This is a genomic window from Streptomyces sp. NPDC002386, from assembly GCF_053593175.1.
The window spans coordinates 166,561-181,118 of sequence record NZ_JBSFBX010000016.1 but is presented as its reverse complement, the minus strand read 5'-3'; the positions used below and the strand labels follow the sequence as shown (position 1 = coordinate 181,118).

At 72.4% G+C, this 14,558-nt stretch carries 13 protein-coding genes and 1 pseudogene; 3 read left to right on the top strand and 11 right to left on the bottom strand.

What is annotated here, in order from left to right; genetic code table 11:
- Positions 1-38: 38 nt before the first annotated feature.
- The 9 genes and pseudogenes from mgtA to ACWCPN_RS28735 form a co-directional block, all read right to left on the bottom strand.
- A complete protein-coding gene (gene mgtA, locus ACWCPN_RS28775; RefSeq protein ID WP_451211755.1) occupies positions 39-2,696 on the bottom strand; it encodes a magnesium-translocating P-type ATPase in 2,658 nt (885 codons plus the stop codon).
- A gap of 329 nt (positions 2,697-3,025) precedes the next feature.
- Positions 3,026-3,640, bottom strand: coding sequence for a hypothetical protein (locus tag ACWCPN_RS28770; RefSeq protein WP_451211752.1), 615 nt, complete (start codon positions 3,638-3,640; stop codon positions 3,026-3,028).
- The gene (locus tag ACWCPN_RS28765) at positions 3,640-4,215 is read right to left on the bottom strand and encodes a DUF5994 family protein (protein WP_451211749.1); all 576 of its coding nucleotides are present in this window, start codon (positions 4,213-4,215) and stop codon (positions 3,640-3,642) included. The genes ACWCPN_RS28770 and ACWCPN_RS28765 overlap by 1 nt, the downstream gene beginning before the upstream one ends.
- 312 nt (positions 4,216-4,527) lie before the next feature.
- Positions 4,528-6,414, bottom strand: coding sequence for an ATP-dependent zinc metalloprotease FtsH (ftsH, locus tag ACWCPN_RS28760; RefSeq protein ID WP_451211746.1), 1,887 nt, complete (start codon positions 6,412-6,414; stop codon positions 4,528-4,530).
- 628 nt (positions 6,415-7,042) lie between these two features.
- Complete coding sequence (locus ACWCPN_RS28755) at positions 7,043-7,606, bottom strand: dihydrofolate reductase family protein (RefSeq protein ID WP_451211743.1); 564 nt, start codon at positions 7,604-7,606, stop codon at positions 7,043-7,045.
- A gap of 110 nt (positions 7,607-7,716) precedes the next feature.
- Positions 7,717-7,871 (bottom strand): annotated as a pseudogene (locus ACWCPN_RS28750) (IS3-like element ISRhosp5 family transposase); the annotation flags it as partial.
- Positions 7,872-8,349: 478 nt separating this feature from the next.
- Positions 8,350-9,315 (bottom strand): pirin family protein, encoded by a 966-nt coding sequence (locus tag ACWCPN_RS28745; RefSeq protein ID WP_451211740.1) that lies wholly within the window; start codon positions 9,313-9,315, stop codon positions 8,350-8,352.
- Positions 9,316-9,401: 86 nt separating this feature from the next.
- Positions 9,402-9,746 carry a hypothetical protein gene (locus tag ACWCPN_RS28740; protein WP_451211737.1) on the bottom strand — a complete coding sequence of 115 codons (345 nt, stop codon included), beginning with the start codon at positions 9,744-9,746 and terminating at the stop codon, positions 9,402-9,404.
- Positions 9,743-10,429, bottom strand: a complete 687-nt coding sequence (locus ACWCPN_RS28735; protein ID WP_451211733.1) for an RNA polymerase sigma factor — start codon at positions 10,427-10,429, stop codon at positions 9,743-9,745. Before ACWCPN_RS28735 ends, ACWCPN_RS28740 begins: the two co-directional genes overlap by 4 nt.
- An 89-nt stretch (positions 10,430-10,518) precedes the next feature.
- Here ACWCPN_RS28735 and ACWCPN_RS28730 point away from each other — a divergent pair, with 89 nt between their 5' ends.
- A complete protein-coding gene (locus ACWCPN_RS28730) occupies positions 10,519-10,953 on the top strand; it encodes a hypothetical protein (protein WP_451211730.1) in 435 nt (144 codons plus the stop codon).
- Positions 10,954-11,086: 133 nt separating this feature from the next.
- On the opposite strand, the gene ACWCPN_RS28725 is transcribed toward ACWCPN_RS28730, so the two are convergent.
- Entirely contained in the window at positions 11,087-11,782 is a 696-nt protein-coding gene (locus ACWCPN_RS28725; protein WP_451211727.1) for a type 1 glutamine amidotransferase domain-containing protein, read from the bottom strand.
- A gap of 139 nt (positions 11,783-11,921) precedes the next feature.
- Between ACWCPN_RS28725 and ACWCPN_RS28720 the strand changes: the two genes are divergently transcribed.
- On the top strand, positions 11,922-12,893 hold the full coding sequence (locus tag ACWCPN_RS28720) for a LysR family transcriptional regulator (protein ID WP_451211725.1): 972 nt from the start codon (positions 11,922-11,924) through the stop codon (positions 12,891-12,893).
- Between the two features lie 154 nt (positions 12,894-13,047).
- Positions 13,048-13,404: a cupin domain-containing protein gene (locus tag ACWCPN_RS28715; protein ID WP_392295566.1), complete on the top strand. Its 357-nt coding sequence runs from the start codon at positions 13,048-13,050 to the stop codon at positions 13,402-13,404.
- Between the two features lie 85 nt (positions 13,405-13,489).
- Here ACWCPN_RS28715 and ACWCPN_RS28710 read toward each other — a convergent pair whose 3' ends face one another.
- A complete protein-coding gene (locus ACWCPN_RS28710; RefSeq protein WP_451211845.1) occupies positions 13,490-14,470 on the bottom strand; it encodes a pyridoxal-phosphate dependent enzyme in 981 nt (326 codons plus the stop codon).
- Between the last annotated feature and the right edge of the window lie 88 nt (positions 14,471-14,558).

Here is a 14,558-nt window from a genome sequence, read left to right as displayed (position 1 = left end):
TGACGTTGCCGACAAGATGACGGCCCATCCGGTTCGTATCACGGCGGGCCGTCGACCGGCGTGGGCTGGGGCGCGGCAGTGCTGAAGCGGCCGGCGCGGCGCCGCAGGTGACGGCGGCCGGCATAGCGCCCCACCGGGGGTGCCACGGCTGCGGCCCCGTAGAAGAGCCGTTTGCCGATCTCGATAAGGGCCAGGTAGGCGAGGATCATACCGATCAGCGTGGCGAAGAATCCCCCGGGAAGCGGCTGGAAGCCCAGGGTGTGGGCGAGTGGGGTGGCCGGCAGCACCGCGCCGATGGTGACGACGCCGAGCGCGGCGAGTGTCAGCGGCAGGCTGGGGTGGCTGCGGAAGAACGGGATGCGCCGGGTACGGATGGCGAAGATCACCAGGGTCTGGGTGGCCAGCGATTCGACGAACCAGCCGGAGCGGAACTGGGCCGGCCCGGAGTGGAAGACCCAGAGCATGACGCCGAAGGTGACGAAGTCGAACACGGAGCTGAGGGGCCCGAAGGAGATCATGAAGCGGCGGATGAAGGCGATGTCCCAGTGCGAGGGCTTGCGCAGCTGCTCCTCGTCGACGTTGTCCGTGGGGATGGCCAGCTGACTGCTGTCGTAGAGGAGGTTGTTCAGCAGGATCTGCGAGGGGAGCATCGGCAGGAAGGACAGGAACAGCGAGGCGCCCGAGGCGGAGGCCATGTTGCCGAAGTTGCTGGAAGTGCCCATCAACACGTACTTGATGGTGTTGGCGAAGATCCGGCGGCCCTCGACCACACCGTCCGCGAGGACGTTGAGGTTCTTCTCCAGCAGGATGACGTCGGCCGCGTCCTTGGCGACGTCGGTGGCCGAGTCGACGGAGATGCCCACGTCGGCCGCGTGCAGAGCCAGTGCGTCATTGACTCCGTCGCCCAGGAACGCCACGCCGCCGCGGCTGAGCCGTTGCACGTGCACGATACGGGCCTTGGCCTCGGGACTCACTCGGGCGAAGACGGTGGTCCGAGGGATCGCCTCGGCCAGTTGCGCGTCGTCCAGGGCGTCGACCTCGCTGCCGGTCATCGCGCCCGCGTCGGTGAGCCCCAGGTCATGGCAGACCTTGGCGGCGACCGCGGCGTTGTCGCCGGTGACGACCTTCACCGCGACGCCCAGGTCGGCGAGTCTGCGCAACGCCGTGGCGGCGTCCGGTTTGGGCGGGTCGAGGAACACCAGCAGTCCGGCCAGGCTCAGCTCCCGCTCGTCCTCGGGCCCGACGGACCGCGTGGCGGTGTCGACGGGCCGGGTCGCGACGGCGATCACGCGGTTTCCCGCGGTGAACTCCGCCGCGAGCGCGTTACGGGCTCCGGGCGGGACATCGGCGCAGCGGTCCAGGACAGTTTCCGGAGCGCCTTTGGTGACGAGGCTCGACCGGCCGTCCCCGTCCCGCACGAGGACCGAGATCATGCGCCGTTCGTGATCGAAGGGCAGTACCGCGACCTGTGTGTACCCGTCCAGGGCGGTCCGCTCGCCGGCGGCGGCCGGAGACCGCCACAGAGCCTGGTCCAATGGGTTCCCGCCGACGTCCCGCGCATCGCGCGCCGCGTTCTCGGTACTGAGCAGCCCCCACCGCACGACCGCCTCGGAGCCGTGGCCGTCGGCGGGAACGGCGCGCATGTACTCGATGCGGCCCATGGTGAGCGTGCCGGTCTTGTCGGTGAACAGGACATCGACATCACCCAGGTCCTCGATGCAGACCAGCCGCTTGACCAGCACCTTGCGCCGGCTCATCCGGCGTGACCCGGCGGCCAGGCTGGTCGAGACGACGGCGGGCAGCAGCTGGGGGGTGATACCGACCGCGATGGCCAGTGAGAACAGCAGCGCGTCGATGAGCGGCTTGTGCAGGGCGACGTTGATCACGAAGATCGACGTGGTCAACGCGCCCGCGACATGGACCAGCAGCAGGGAGAAGCGCCGCAGGCCGACCTGGAACTCGGTGTCCAGCGGGTGGGTGTCGAGCCCGGCGGCGATCTTGCCGAACTCCGTGTGCGCCCCGGTGGCCACCACTACCCCGCGAGCGGCGCCGGTCCGGACGACCGTGCCCATCAGGGCACACCCGGACAGTTCGGCCAGCGGGGTCCCGGCCGCGACAACGGCGATGTTCTTGTCCACCGCCAGCGACTCGCCGGTAAGCACCGACTCGTCGCACTCCAGACCGGTGACCTCCACCAGCCGCAGGTCGGCCGGCACGATGTCACCCAGACGCAGTTCCACCACATCACCGGGCACCAGCGCCGTGACATCCACCAGCGTGGCCCGGCCGTCGCGCAGCACCACCGTCTGGTGGTGGATCTGGGAGTGCAGCGCCTCGGCCGCCTTCTCGGCCCGGTACTCGTTGACGAAGCCCAGCCCGACGGACGCGCTCACGATCAGCCCGATGATCACCGCATCGCCGCGCTCGCCCACCAGGAAGGACGCGACAGCGGCCGCCACCAGCAGTCCGAGCAGCGGCGAGCGCAGTTGATGCCACAGCACGGGAAACACCCGGGCGCGGTGCGTAGCGACCGCATTGGGGCCGAACTGCGCCTGCCGTCGCGCGGCCTCCTCGCCACCCAGGCCCTCCCCGGCGACGACACCGAGCTCACGAAGGACAGCGTCGCCCGACAAGGCCGCCGCCGACACCACCCCCGGCGCGAGCACAGGCAGCCGCGCCGGAGCAAAGACGCTCACCTGCCCCCTCCGGAGGAGGGGGCACCGTTCATCGGTGCGGCATACCGGCCGGCCTCATGATCTCGGCACTGCCGCTTGGGCACACGCGTCGCGGCCCTGGGGCTCCACACCGGGTGAGGACGCGGGGCTCCCGCGGAGGGCGCCGTGGACGTCACGGACGCGGTGTCGTCGTGCCTCGGCGAGGCCACAGGGGACGGGTTTGTCGCAGCAGGGCTCAATACGGTCACCGCCGATGGCCAGGTTGCCGAGGATGCTCTGACTCGGGGCCTCCCACGCGGACACGAGAGCGGTGGAGACCGGGTTGGGCCGAGGGGCGCCGACGGGGCGGGTCAGCGATTCCAGCGGCGTTGCTCGGCTGTTCGACGTCGGATGACGTACAGGTCGGCGATGGCCACGGCGGTGGACGTTGCGCAGAGAGCGGCCAGCGCGATGAGCAGGACGCGGTCGGGCTGGGAGGCAGGGCCCGCTCTCCAGGCGAGGACGGCGAAGCCGGCGGCGCCCAGCGCGAACAGTGCCCCGAAGAGGCGGGACAGGAGTCGTCGGGCCGGTAGGTCGCTGCTTGCCCAGCGTGGCTCGCTGCCGTCGTGGCGCCATCGGCGTGCCGCGGTCCGCGCCCGCCGGTCGGCCGTCCGTGCGTGCCGGCGCTGTGTCGCGTGGCGGCGGTCATGGTGTGGATATGCCATGGCTTCGTCACTTCCCTGATGCGCCGGGCGTTGGGTCGGCCGCCTCCTGCTCGGCTGGTCGTCGGGTCGGCCCTTGGCTGTGCCCCGGCTGCGGTGCTGCAGGTCGAAGACGGTGGCGCGGATGTCCTTGACGACGGTGTCGAGGAGGGCGACGCCGACCGTCGCGTCCCCGGCGGCTGCTTCGAAGGCGACCTCGTCGCCAACGCCGGATGCCGGGCCCGCGACACACGATTGGTCTGCCGGTGCATGCCGGGCCTCCATCACCTCCAGGTGTTGCCGGGCAGCGGGACGGCGCGCCTGTCCAACGGGCTCCCGAAGGGGGACATGCAGGCACCGCCCTCGCTTTCCCAGCTGGCCTCCCGGCGCAGGGCGTCGCGAATGCCGCGCCCGATGACGACTTCATCGGCCATCAGGGCGCCGGCGGTGAGGACGCTCCCGGGGATCGCCGCGGCGGCCATCAGGCGGGCCGCGGCGGCGGGCTCGGTCTCGGGCGGGATCACCAGCAGGTCCCAGCGGCCGACGGTGTAGGAGAGCAGAATCAGCTTGTCGGGGTGCTGCTCGGTGAACCAGCCCACATGCACGGTGTGCCCGGCCACAGGCACCTTGCGTGGGATGACGGGCCAGCGGGTGGGGTTCACGGTGACGCGTGTGATGCGTCCCCAGACCTTGTCGAGTGCGGCCGCAAGGGGCGGAAGCTCCGCCTCGAGATCGCGTGAACAGGGCCACCAGGCCCCGTCGAGCTGGCCGGCGAGGGTGGTCTTCGGGGTGAGAGACAAGCGTGCCGGAAGCTCTGCGGCGAGGTCGCGCGGCGCGGTCCGGTCGAGGGTGGTGGTCATGGTGCGGACCTGCCCCCGGGCTTCCCGTCGGCAGCCCGGTTTTTCGTGATCGCCGGAAACGACACCCGCGTGAAGGCCGGTGTGCGAAGTACTCCCGGTGCTTTCACTGTACGCCCGTTCGGCCTGCTTTGATCGTTCTGACCAGGTATTTTCCGGCGAAGGATGCAGCGGGTGCGCAGCGGCGACGGCCGCGGGAGTTCCGTGAAACGACGGCAGGCTTGGCATGGCTGACTCCGCCCCCCGGACGCCCCCGCTGCTCCTGCCGGACACCACCGCCAGTGCCTCCCGCTCGAGCAGATCGCGGCCGGGTGATCACCGCGCCGGGCTGCGAACTTCCGACTCCGGACGCGTAGGGGGCGATGACGCGTTGACGGCGTGGTCATCGCTTCTTCCGTCCGCTTGGCTGCGTGCCTGGCGCAGGGCGTCGAGCACTACCGAGCCGTCGACGGTCTCATGGGTGACCAGTTCGCCGGCCAGGCGTTCCAGGGCGGGCCGATGGCCGCGCAGCAGCGTGATCGCGCGCTGTTCGGCCTGGCGCAGCAGCCGGGCGACCTCCTCGTCGACGATGCGCTGGGTCTGTTCCGAGTACGGTGGCCGGCCGGGCTCGTCGGTGGCCTCGCTGAGGAAGTTCGGGTGGGCGGAGGCGTAGCCGATCGGGCCGAGTTCGGAGGAGAGGCCGAACTCGCGGACCATGCGGGTGGCGATCTGGGTGGCTCCGGCCAGGTCGTTGGCGGCTCCTGTCGATCCCTCGCCGAAGACCAGGAGCTCGGCCGCGCGCCCGCCGAGGCGCACCGCCAGAAGGTCGGTCAGGTAGCTCTCACTGTACAAGTGGCGTTCCGCTTCAGGGAGTTGCTCGGTAACGCCGAGGGTGACACCGGCCGGAAGGATGGTGACCTTCGCCACCGGGTCGGCGTGCTCGCACAACGCCGCGACCAGGGCGTGGCCCGATTCGTGCACGGCCACCGAGCGGCGTTCCTCGGGCAGCAGCGCGTTGGAGGACTCCCGGCGTCCGAGCAGCACACGGTCGCGGGCGGCATCCAGGTCGTGCGGCTCGATCCGGATACGGTTGTCCCGTACGGCGTTGATGGCGCCCTCGTTGACGAGGTTGGCGAGATCGGCACCGGAGAACCCGGGTGTGGCGCGCGCCACGGTATCCAGGTCGACGTCCGAGGCCAGGGTCTTGTCGCGGGCGTGGACGGCGAGGATCGCGGCCCGCTCGGACTGGTTGGGCAGCGGCACGGTGACCTGGCGGTCGAAGCGACCGGGGCGCAGCAGGGCCGGGTCGAGGGCGTCGGGCCGGTTGGTGGCGGCGAGGACGACGATGCCGCTGGACTGGTCGAAGCCGTCCATCTCGGACAGCAGCTGGTTGAGCGTCTGCTCGCGCTCGTCGTTGCCGCCCAACCGTGCTCCGCCGGCGCGACGTGACCCGAGCGCGTCGATCTCGTCGATGAAGATGATCGACGGGGCGCGTTTGCGGGCTTCGCCGAACAGATCGCGCACCCGGGAGGCACCGACCCCGACGAACATCTCCACGAACCCGGAGCCGGTCACCGACAGGAACGCCACGTCCGCCTCGCCGGCGACGGCTCGCGCGAAGAGCGTCTTGCCGGTACCGGGCGGCCCGACCATGATCACGCCTCGGGGTCCCTTGGCACCCGCCGCGGTGTACCGGGCGGGATTGCGCAGGAAGTCGACGACCTCGCTGATCTCTTGCTTGACCCCGTCGTAGCCGGCGATGTCGTTGAAGCCGGTGGTGGGTCGCTCTGCCTCGATGATCTTTGCGTGCGAGCGTCCGATGGCGCTCAGCCCGCCGGTCACCGACCCCGCGGCACGGCGTCCCATCCACACGACAAGGCCGATCAGCACCAGGAACGGCAGGAACGTGAAGAGCACGGACAACCACGCCGAGCCGCCGCTGCTGCTACTCTGGCTGGCTTTGATGAGCACGTGGTGTGATGCCAGCTGCTGCTGGAGCTGGGCCCCGGTGCCCAGCGCGGTGGGTATCTGGGTGGTGAACTTCGTGCCGTCCTTCAGCGCGCCGCTGATCGCGCCTTTGTCGTTGATGTCGACCGTCTGCACCTGGCTGGCGCCGACCTTGCCGACGAAGTCGCTGTAGGACAGTGAACTCGTGTGTGGCCCGGAGCGGGCGCGAGAGAGCAGCAGGACGAAGACGAGCGTCATCAGGATCCACCAGAACATCCACCGTCCGCCGAACGGGCGCGGTTGCCGGGACGGAGGTATGGGAGGTTCGCGCGGCGGCCCGGGCTTGGCGGGCGGCGTCAGGTGCCGGTGCGGCATCCGCACTCGTGTGATCACCGATCCCACGCCCTTCGGTCGGCATGAACCTCCGTCTGCCAGCGTCAACCCGGGCGTTCCTGGGTGGTAGGGGTCGAATGGCCCTGATGGGGGCCGTCCGGTCAGGGTCCCCCCAGGCTCGCGGCCGCCGCCGGCCGGCGAACAGGAGCGGGCTGATGTGCACGTCGTTTCGCTGTCACATCAACGAAGCACGCCTTTATGTGCGGCCGTCGGGAAGATCGGTGACTTGAGAACGAGAAGCGCCAGAGGCACTCCGGCACACGCGCTGAAACCCAAGATCGTGCCTTCGTCCAGCAACGCGGGCACTCACGGCTGACTCCCCAGAGCGGGCCCTTGCCCTGACGTCCCCAGATTCGGATGCAGACGCGGGGCGGTTTGCCGTGCTGCGTCGGCGGGTGGGTCCTTCGGACCGTGGGTCTGGGCGATCGGCCCTGGACCCGGTTGTCCGTGCTGCGGCCTGACCCGATCCGTCGCTGGTCGTCGTCGATGTCCCACCGCTCGGCCAGCGCGTTCAGCGCCTCGTCTCGTACCTGGTCAGGACCACGTCGCCGGGAAACGTCCGTGTCTCCACCAGGTTCAGGTTCGCCCAGCCGTCCAGCGCGGTGAAGAAGGGTGTGCCGCTACCCAGCAGGACCGGATGGGTGACGATCGCGTACTCGTCGATCAGCCCGGCCCGCATCGCCGCCCCGGCGAGCGCTGCGCCACCAACCCTCATCGGCCCACCGTCCTCGGCCTTGAGCCGAGTGATCTCCGCGACCGCGTCGCCGGTGACCAGGCGAGTGTTCCAGTCGATCTTGTCGACCGTCGAGGAGAACACCACCTTCGGCGTGTCCCGCCAGTTCCGCGCGAACTCGATCTGCGCTGGGGTGGCGCCCGGCTGCCGGTCGCCGGTCGGCCAGTAGGCGCTCATGGTCTCCCACAGCTTGCGCCCATACAGAAACAGGCTGATCGCCCGCTCCTGGTCGAGCCACCACTGGAACAGCTCGTCGCTCGGCCGGCTCCAACTGAGGTCGTCGCCGGGCGCGGCGGCATAGCCGTCCAGGGACAGGTTCATGCCGTAGAGGAGTCTCCGCATAGCGCCAGCCTTCCGTCAGTCGGGCTGGGAAGTCTAGACGGGCCCCGACCCCGAATTCCGGTGCAGGCTTCGGCGAAGGCGAGGTCGATGACGGTGCCCGGCTAGCAGGACTTCCCGCCCTCGATGGGCAGGAAGGTGATGTCGCCGACGTACTCCGTGTTCGGGACCTGGGCGGCTGCCGGTTCGGGGACGGTGGTGCGGTACCGGCGACGCAACCGGACCCCTCGATCCCGCGGACCCGCATGATCCTGGGGACCCGTAGGTGCCGCCTGACTCCTCGGGCACCGCCCGTATCCGGGCGGCCCACCGGGCGTCGTCCACTTGCCCAGGAGGGGGCGCAAGAGCATGGTCCGGTGATTCCACCACCGTCCATGCGTGCTGGCCGGCGCGATGCATGGCGTCAGGCCTTGCCTCGCAGAGCGCGGATGATTTGCGCGACTGCGGAGAGGACCGCTGCGCGGTGGCGTGACTCGGTACCGGCCGCCTACCGGCTCGCACGCTTCCTCGCGGCCGACGACCGGATGGACGAACTCTGGGTCCGCGCTGAAGCCGGGGACTTTCCGGCCTCCTGGATCCTCAGCGGAATCCCTGTCGCCCGCCGCCACGAGGACGCGGCGATTGCCTGGTTCGTAGGGGCGCAGGCGTGACATCGGTGGTTACTGATGACCCATCAGTGGCGTCAGCATGGGGTCAGCGGAGGTATGGCAGTGGGCATGAACCATGTGCTCCAACGTTTCCCCGGCTCAGCGCACCCTTCCGCGGGGTTTCAACGGCACCGGCGGCAGCTCGGGTGCGTGCAGCGGCGCGCCGTCGTAGCCCTTCACCTCACCGAAGCGGCTGCCTCGTGCCCAGTCCTCGCGGGCTTGTTCGATCTCCGCCTGGGTGCGGGCGACGAAGTTCCACCACATGATCAGCTCCTCGGCGAACGGCTCGCCGCCCAGCAGCATGATCCCGGCGTCCGACTCGGCGCGCAGGGGGAGTTCGGTCCGGCCGCAGCCGAGGTAGAGCATCGAACCCGGCAGGACCGGTACGCCGTCCACGTGCACCTCGCCGGACATGGCCAGCACCCCGTACTCGAAGTCGGGGTTCAGGGGCAGGCGTACGTCGGTGCCCCGGGTGAGGGCGAGGTCGGCGCCGACGATCGGGGTGAACGCCGTACCGGGGGAGGACGCTCCGTCGAGGTCGCCGAGGATCACGGTGGCGGTCAGACCGGGGGCCGTCACCTGGGGCAGCTCGGCGTGGTACTCGAACCTCGGTTCCGTGTGGCGGTGTTCGTCGGGGAGCGCGACCCAGAGCTGCGCGCCGTGCAGGAAGCGCGCGTGCGACCGGGGGCTCTCCTCGGAGTGGCTGATCGCCCGGCCGGAGGTCATCAGGCCGAGCTGCCGGGGGCCGATGGTCTGCAGGCTGCCGGTGGAGTCGCGGTGCAGCACCTCGCCCTGGTGCAGCCAGCTCACCGTCTGCAGCCCGATGTGCGGGTGCGGCGGGACCTGCATACCGGGCTCGTCGGCGATGTCGTCGGGACCGTAGTGGTCGACGAACGCCCAGGCGCCGATCATGCGCCGGCCCAGGTTGGGCAGCAGCCGGCGCACCTCGGTCGACTCGCCCAGCTTCACTCGGCGGGGGCTCAGCAGTTCACGGACGGGCTCGGCGACGACGAATCCGCGGCCGCCGCACACACTCGGTACCGGCGCGCGGTCAAGGTTGCTCATGCGGCCCAACCTAGTCGCCTGCGGGCCGCGACGCAGAGACCTGTGCCCCGGCACCCGGCGTGGCTGCCAGGCCCTGAGGGGGTGTTCTACGGCGCGGGACTGCTCGGGGACGGCTGGGCCGGCGACGGGCGGACGGTGGTGGGCACGGGTGTCGGGGTGCCGGTCACCGGCCGGGGGGAGCGGGCCGGCTCGGCCGGGCGGGGCCGGTCGTCCCGGACGGTGAGGAACACCAGGGCCGCCACCGCGGCCAGCGCGAGCAGGCCCACGGTGACCCGGCGTACCGGCAGCCGGCGGGAGCGCGTCGCGGACGGCGGGCGCGGTGGCCGCAGGTCGGCCGGGCCGACGGACCGCGCGCGTGCGTCCAGGGCGGCCCGCAGCCGTTCCTCGACCCGCGTCGGCGCGGTCCCGGTTCCGGTGGCGGAGTCGTTCATCGCAGCCCCTCCAGACGTCGGCCGAGGGCGTCAAGGGCCCTGCTGGCCGTGGACTTCACGGTGCCCCGCGACAGCCCCAGCGTCGCCGCGATCTGGGCCTCCGTCAGGTACGACCAGTAGCGCAGGACCAGGACCTCGCGCTGCCGGGCGGTCAGCGTCCGCAGGGCCGCCAGCACCTCCCGGTGGTCCTCGTGCAGCAGGACGTCCTCCTCCGGCGCGGGCGCGTGCTGCTCGGGTTCGGGGGTGTGCGCCCGTACGGTCCTGCGCCGCCGCAGCACCGAGCGGGCGCCGTTGACGACGCTCGTCCGCAGATACGCCTCCGGGTCGTCGAGCGAGCCGAGGCGGTGGCCGTGGCGGCGGAACAGCGCGGTGAAGGCGTCCTGTACGACGTCCTCGGCCGTGGGCAGGTCGTCGACCAGCAGCAGCGCCAGGCGCACCAGGGAGAGCCGGCGGTGGTGGTACAACTCCTCGATGCCCGGCGGGGTTTCGGCGGTGGCCGGCCCTCGTGCGCCGATGCCGGTGCCGCCTGTCGGTGCCGGGGCGGCCGGACCCCCGGCGCGGACGCGGGCGAGGAGGCGGGCGCGCAGGGGTGCGAACCGAGGTCCCAGGCGGCTCCGCCCGCGCGCCGGGGTGCGGGACGGGCCCCAGGGGAGGGCCGCCGCCGGTGGTGTGGCTGTCGTCATGGATCTCCCGTCCGGTGCGCGGGGAGCCGCTCCGGGCGACTCCCCGCGCACCGGCGCTGCCTCAGTGGTGCCGCGGAACCGGCGCGGGCGTGGCGGACTCACTCGCCGGAACCGGACTCGGCGACGCCGTCCGGTGGCCGTGGTGCGGCGCCGGGACGGGCTCCGGAGTGCCCGGACGCGTCGGGGACGGCACGGGGGACGCGGCCTTGGTGCCCGGCACCGACGGCACGGGGGTCGGCATGTGCGGGCTGGACGGCACGGGGGTCGGGGCGACCGTGGGCGGGTGCGACGGCGACGGGACGGGCTTCGACGTCGGCGGACGGGTCGGGGACGGTACCGGGGACGGCGTCGCGTGGCCGCCCGCGGGCAACGGAGTGGCGGTGGCGCCGGAGTGGGAGGCGGGCCGGGCGTCGCCCTGCACCGCCTGGGCGGTCATGGTGCCGCCCACGGCCAGGGCCGCGCCGACGGCGGAGACCCCAAGGACGGTGCGCAGCCTGCGCCTGCGGCCGGGGCGGGGGAGTTGATGTGCGGACATGGGTTCCTTCGGTCGCTCGGGTCGGACGTGGGTCGAAGTGGAGGCCTCCACCCGGACAGACGTCCGACCCCGGACGAGGTTGCACCCGGCGACCGGGAAATTCTCCGCGCCCGCGCCAGGCGTCAGCCCAGCAGCTTCAGGAGCTCCTCGGCGACCGGGGCGGAGGAGGCCGGGTTCTGGCCGGTGATCAGGTTCCAGTCCACGATCACGTGCGGGGCCCACGGCTCCGCCGGCCGTACGTCGACGCCCGCGGCGGTCAGCCGGTCCTGGAGCAGCCACTTGGCCTGCCCGGCGAGACCGCCCTGGGTCTCCTCCTCGTTGGTGAAGGCCGCGGCCCGGTAGCCCGCGAAGGCGTTGGAACCGTCGGCACGCACCGCCGCGAGCAGCGCGGCCGGACCGTGGCACACCACGGCCAGCGGCTTGCCCGAGTCCAGGGCCGCGACGAGCAGCCGGCCCGAGTCGGCGTCCACGGCCAGGTCCTCCATCGGGCCGTGCCCGCCCGGGTAGAACACGGCGGCGAAGTCACCGAGGTCCACCTCGGCCAGCTTCACCGGCTCCCGCAGCTCGGCGATCGCCGCGACGGCGCGCGCGATCTCGTCGGCCTTGTCCTGACCGCCGTTGGCCTCGGCGGCCAGGCTCGCGCGGTCGACCGGCGGCACAACACCGCCCGGCGTTGCCACGACGACCTGGTGGCCCGCGGCCTTGACGGCGCGGTAGGGCACCACGAGCTCCTCGGCCCAGTAGCCGGTGGGGTGCTGGGTGCCGTCGGCGAGCGTCCACAGGTCGGCGCCGGTCAGTACGAAAAGGATCTTCGACATGGGTCTCTTCTTCCGGGGGCTTGCTTCTCGGGTAAGAACCTAGGCGAGACGACCCATAGGCATCCAATGAAGCATTCAATGTCCGACATCGGAACTCCTATGGGTGGTGGAGAGCGGGTCCCGGTGAATACTCGGACGCGTGGAGATCCCCGACCCCGCCCCCTCCGACGCCCGTTCCGCCGCCCCCGTTCCCGCCTCCGGCCCGCCCTCCTCCCTCCCGCTCGACCTGAACCTGCTGCGCACCTTCCTCGCCGTCTACCGCTCCGGTTCCTTCACCGGCGCCGCCCGGGTGCTGGGCCTGTCCCAGCCCACGGTGACCACGCAGATGCGGGCACTGGAACGGCAGAGCGGCCGGGAGCTGTTCGAGCGGCTGCCGCGCGGGGTCGCGCCGACGCCCGTGGCCGACGAGCTGGCCGCCCGGATCGCCGGCCCCCTGGACGAACTGGCCGGTGCGGCCGGCCCCCACCCGCCGGAGGGCGCCCGCGCCGAGCCCGTCCATCTCGCCGGACCCGCCGAGTTCCTGTGCAGCACCGTCCTGCCCGCCCTCGCGCCGCTGGTCGCGGAGGGCGTACGGCTGCGGGTGGCCACCGGCCTGACCGATCCGCTGCTGGACGAACTGCGCGCCGGCCGCCACGACCTGGTGATCGCCACCACCCGCCCGCGCGGCCGCACGCTGCACGCCGTGCCGCTCGCCGACGAGGAGTTCGTCCTGGTCGCCGCCCCCGTCTGGGCCGGTCCGCTGCGGGACCGGCTGCCGTCCGACGGCCCCGCCGCGCTGCGCTCCGTACCGCTGATCACCTATGCCGAGGACCTGCCGATCGCCCGCCGCTACTGGCGGCACGTCTTCGGCCGGCGTCTGTCGTGGACCGCCGCCGTCACCGTGCCGGACCTGCGCGGGGTGCTGGCGGCCGTGGTCGCGGGCGCCGGGTTCGGCGTGCTGCCCCGCTACCTGTGCGTGGACGCGCTGGAGTCCGGTGCGCTGGTGGAGCTGCTCACGCCGGAGGACCCGCCCATCAACACCGGTTTCCTGGTCCAGCGCCCCGGCGTCCCGGACAACCCCGACGTGCCCCGGGTCCGCGATCTCCTGCTGCGGGCGGGACGGAGCTGGTAGACGCCGCCTCCGGATGGCGGCGCCCGCGGGGCGGGCCGACGATGGAGGCGTGGGGTGCGGTCACCGTCGTCTGTTCTGCCGGTGCCGTCCGAGGCCGCCGGGGGACGGGGGCCGGCCCCGGCCGTGACGAGCGGCCGGAAGGGAGGACACCGTCATGCTGGAAGTGAAGACGGTCGACAAGCCGGACGAGCGGCGTGACTTCCCCCGCGGCCACCTCGAAGCCCTTCATCTGACCGGGCTCGACTTCGCGGTGGGAACCTTCGAACCGGGCTGGCGCTGGTCGGAGTCCGTGGGGCCCATCGCGGGCACCTCCAGTTGCCTGGTCCACCACAACGGCTACGTGGTGCAGGGCCGGATGCACCTGCGGATGGACGACGGCGGCGAGAGCGAGGTCGGCCCCGGTGACGTCTTCGTGTGCCCGCCCGGCCACGACGCCTGGGTGGTGGGTGACGAGCAGGTCGTGGTCTTCGACTTCGCCGGCACGATGGCGAACGAGTACGCCAAGGGCTGACGGGACGCGCAAGGCACCCACCGGGCCGCGACGGGGGCGCGGCCCGGTGGCGCGTTCCGGGCGAGGGCGGACCGCCCGCGGCCCCTCAGCCGTCGCGGTGGAACGCGCCGGCGCCCTCCTCGGCGTAGGCGACGGCCTCCGCGTGTCCGAACAGGCCGGGCAGCCCGCCGGTGTGCACGAACACGGTCCTCTCACCCCGGCGTACCCCGCCGTCCCGGACGGCGGCGGCGAGACCGGCCAGCGCGCGGGCGGTGTACGTCGGGTCCAGGAGCAGCCCCTCGGTCCGCGCCGCCAGGCGGAGGGCCTCGGCCGCCGGACCCGTCAGCGCGGCGTAGCCGTCGCCCACCTGGTCGCGGCGTACCCGCAGCCGCCGGTCCGTGACCTCCTCGGCGGTGTGCGGCGCCGCGAAGCCGGCCACCGCCGCGGCCGGATCGGCGAGCGCCCCCACGTCGACGCCGAGCACCGACCCGGTGCCGAGGGCCGCTACCAGCCCCGCCATGGTGCCGCCCGAACCGAGCGCGACCACCGCCGTGCGCAGGTCCGGCACCTGCTCGCGCAGCTCCTCACCGCACCGCACGTACCCGCGCGCTCCCAGCGCGCTGGACCCGCCGAAGGGGATCAGCGCGGGCCGGGCACCGCCCGCGCGCAGCCGCGCGCACACCTCGGCCGCCGCCGCGTCGAGGCCCGCCCGGTCCACCGCCCCCGCCCACACCAGCCGCGCTCCCAGCAGGCCGTCCAGGGCGAGGTTCCCGGAGTGCGACGCACCCGGCGAGCCGCGCAGCACCAGTACGGCGTCCAGGCCGAGCCGGGCAGCGGCGGCGGCCGTCAGCCGGGCGTGGTTGCTCTGCGGGGCGCCCGTCGTCACCAGGGTGTCCGCGCCCTCGGCGAGCGCGGCGCCCACGGTCCACTCCAGCTTGCGGACCTTGTTCCCGCCGCCGCCCGGACCGGCCAGGTCGTCCCGCTTGACCCACAGGTCGTCCGGACCGAGTCCGAGCGCGGCGGCGAGCCGGGGCGCCGGTTCGAGCGGGGTGGGGAAGGTGCCGAGCCGCACGGGCGGGTGGCTCATGCTCATGTCGTTCGTCCTCGTCCTGTTCCGCGGGTGCAGGGCGGTCCGCCTCCTCCCGAGACGCGTGGCGGGGTACGGCCGGCCGGTG

What these genes read in the sequence shown, in the direction of transcription:
- ACWCPN_RS28765 (WP_451211749.1), bottom strand. Translation starts at nt 4,215, where the DNA reads ATGACCACCACCCTCGACCGGACCGCGCCGCGCGACCTCGCCGCAGAG.
- ACWCPN_RS28725 (WP_451211727.1), bottom strand. Translation starts at nt 11,782, where the DNA reads ATGTCGAAGATCCTTTTCGTACTGACCGGCGCCGACCTGTGGACGCTC.
- ACWCPN_RS28755 (WP_451211743.1), bottom strand. Translation starts at nt 7,606, where the DNA reads ATGCGGAGACTCCTCTACGGCATGAACCTGTCCCTGGACGGCTATGCC.
- ACWCPN_RS28770 (WP_451211752.1), bottom strand. Translation starts at nt 3,640, where the DNA reads ATGGAGGCCCGGCATGCACCGGCAGACCAATCGTGTGTCGCGGGCCCG.
- ftsH (WP_451211746.1), bottom strand. Translation starts at nt 6,414, where the DNA reads ATGTTCTGGTGGATCCTGATGACGCTCGTCTTCGTCCTGCTGCTCTCT.
- ACWCPN_RS28710 (WP_451211845.1), bottom strand. Translation starts at nt 14,470, where the DNA reads ATGAGCCACCCGCCCGTGCGGCTCGGCACCTTCCCCACCCCGCTCGAA.
- ACWCPN_RS28745 (WP_451211740.1), bottom strand. Translation starts at nt 9,315, where the DNA reads ATGAGCAACCTTGACCGCGCGCCGGTACCGAGTGTGTGCGGCGGCCGC.
- ACWCPN_RS28740 (WP_451211737.1), bottom strand. Translation starts at nt 9,746, where the DNA reads ATGAACGACTCCGCCACCGGAACCGGGACCGCGCCGACGCGGGTCGAG.
- ACWCPN_RS28735 (WP_451211733.1), bottom strand. Translation starts at nt 10,429, where the DNA reads ATGACGACAGCCACACCACCGGCGGCGGCCCTCCCCTGGGGCCCGTCC.
- ACWCPN_RS28715 (WP_392295566.1), top strand. Translation starts at nt 13,048, where the DNA reads ATGCTGGAAGTGAAGACGGTCGACAAGCCGGACGAGCGGCGTGACTTC.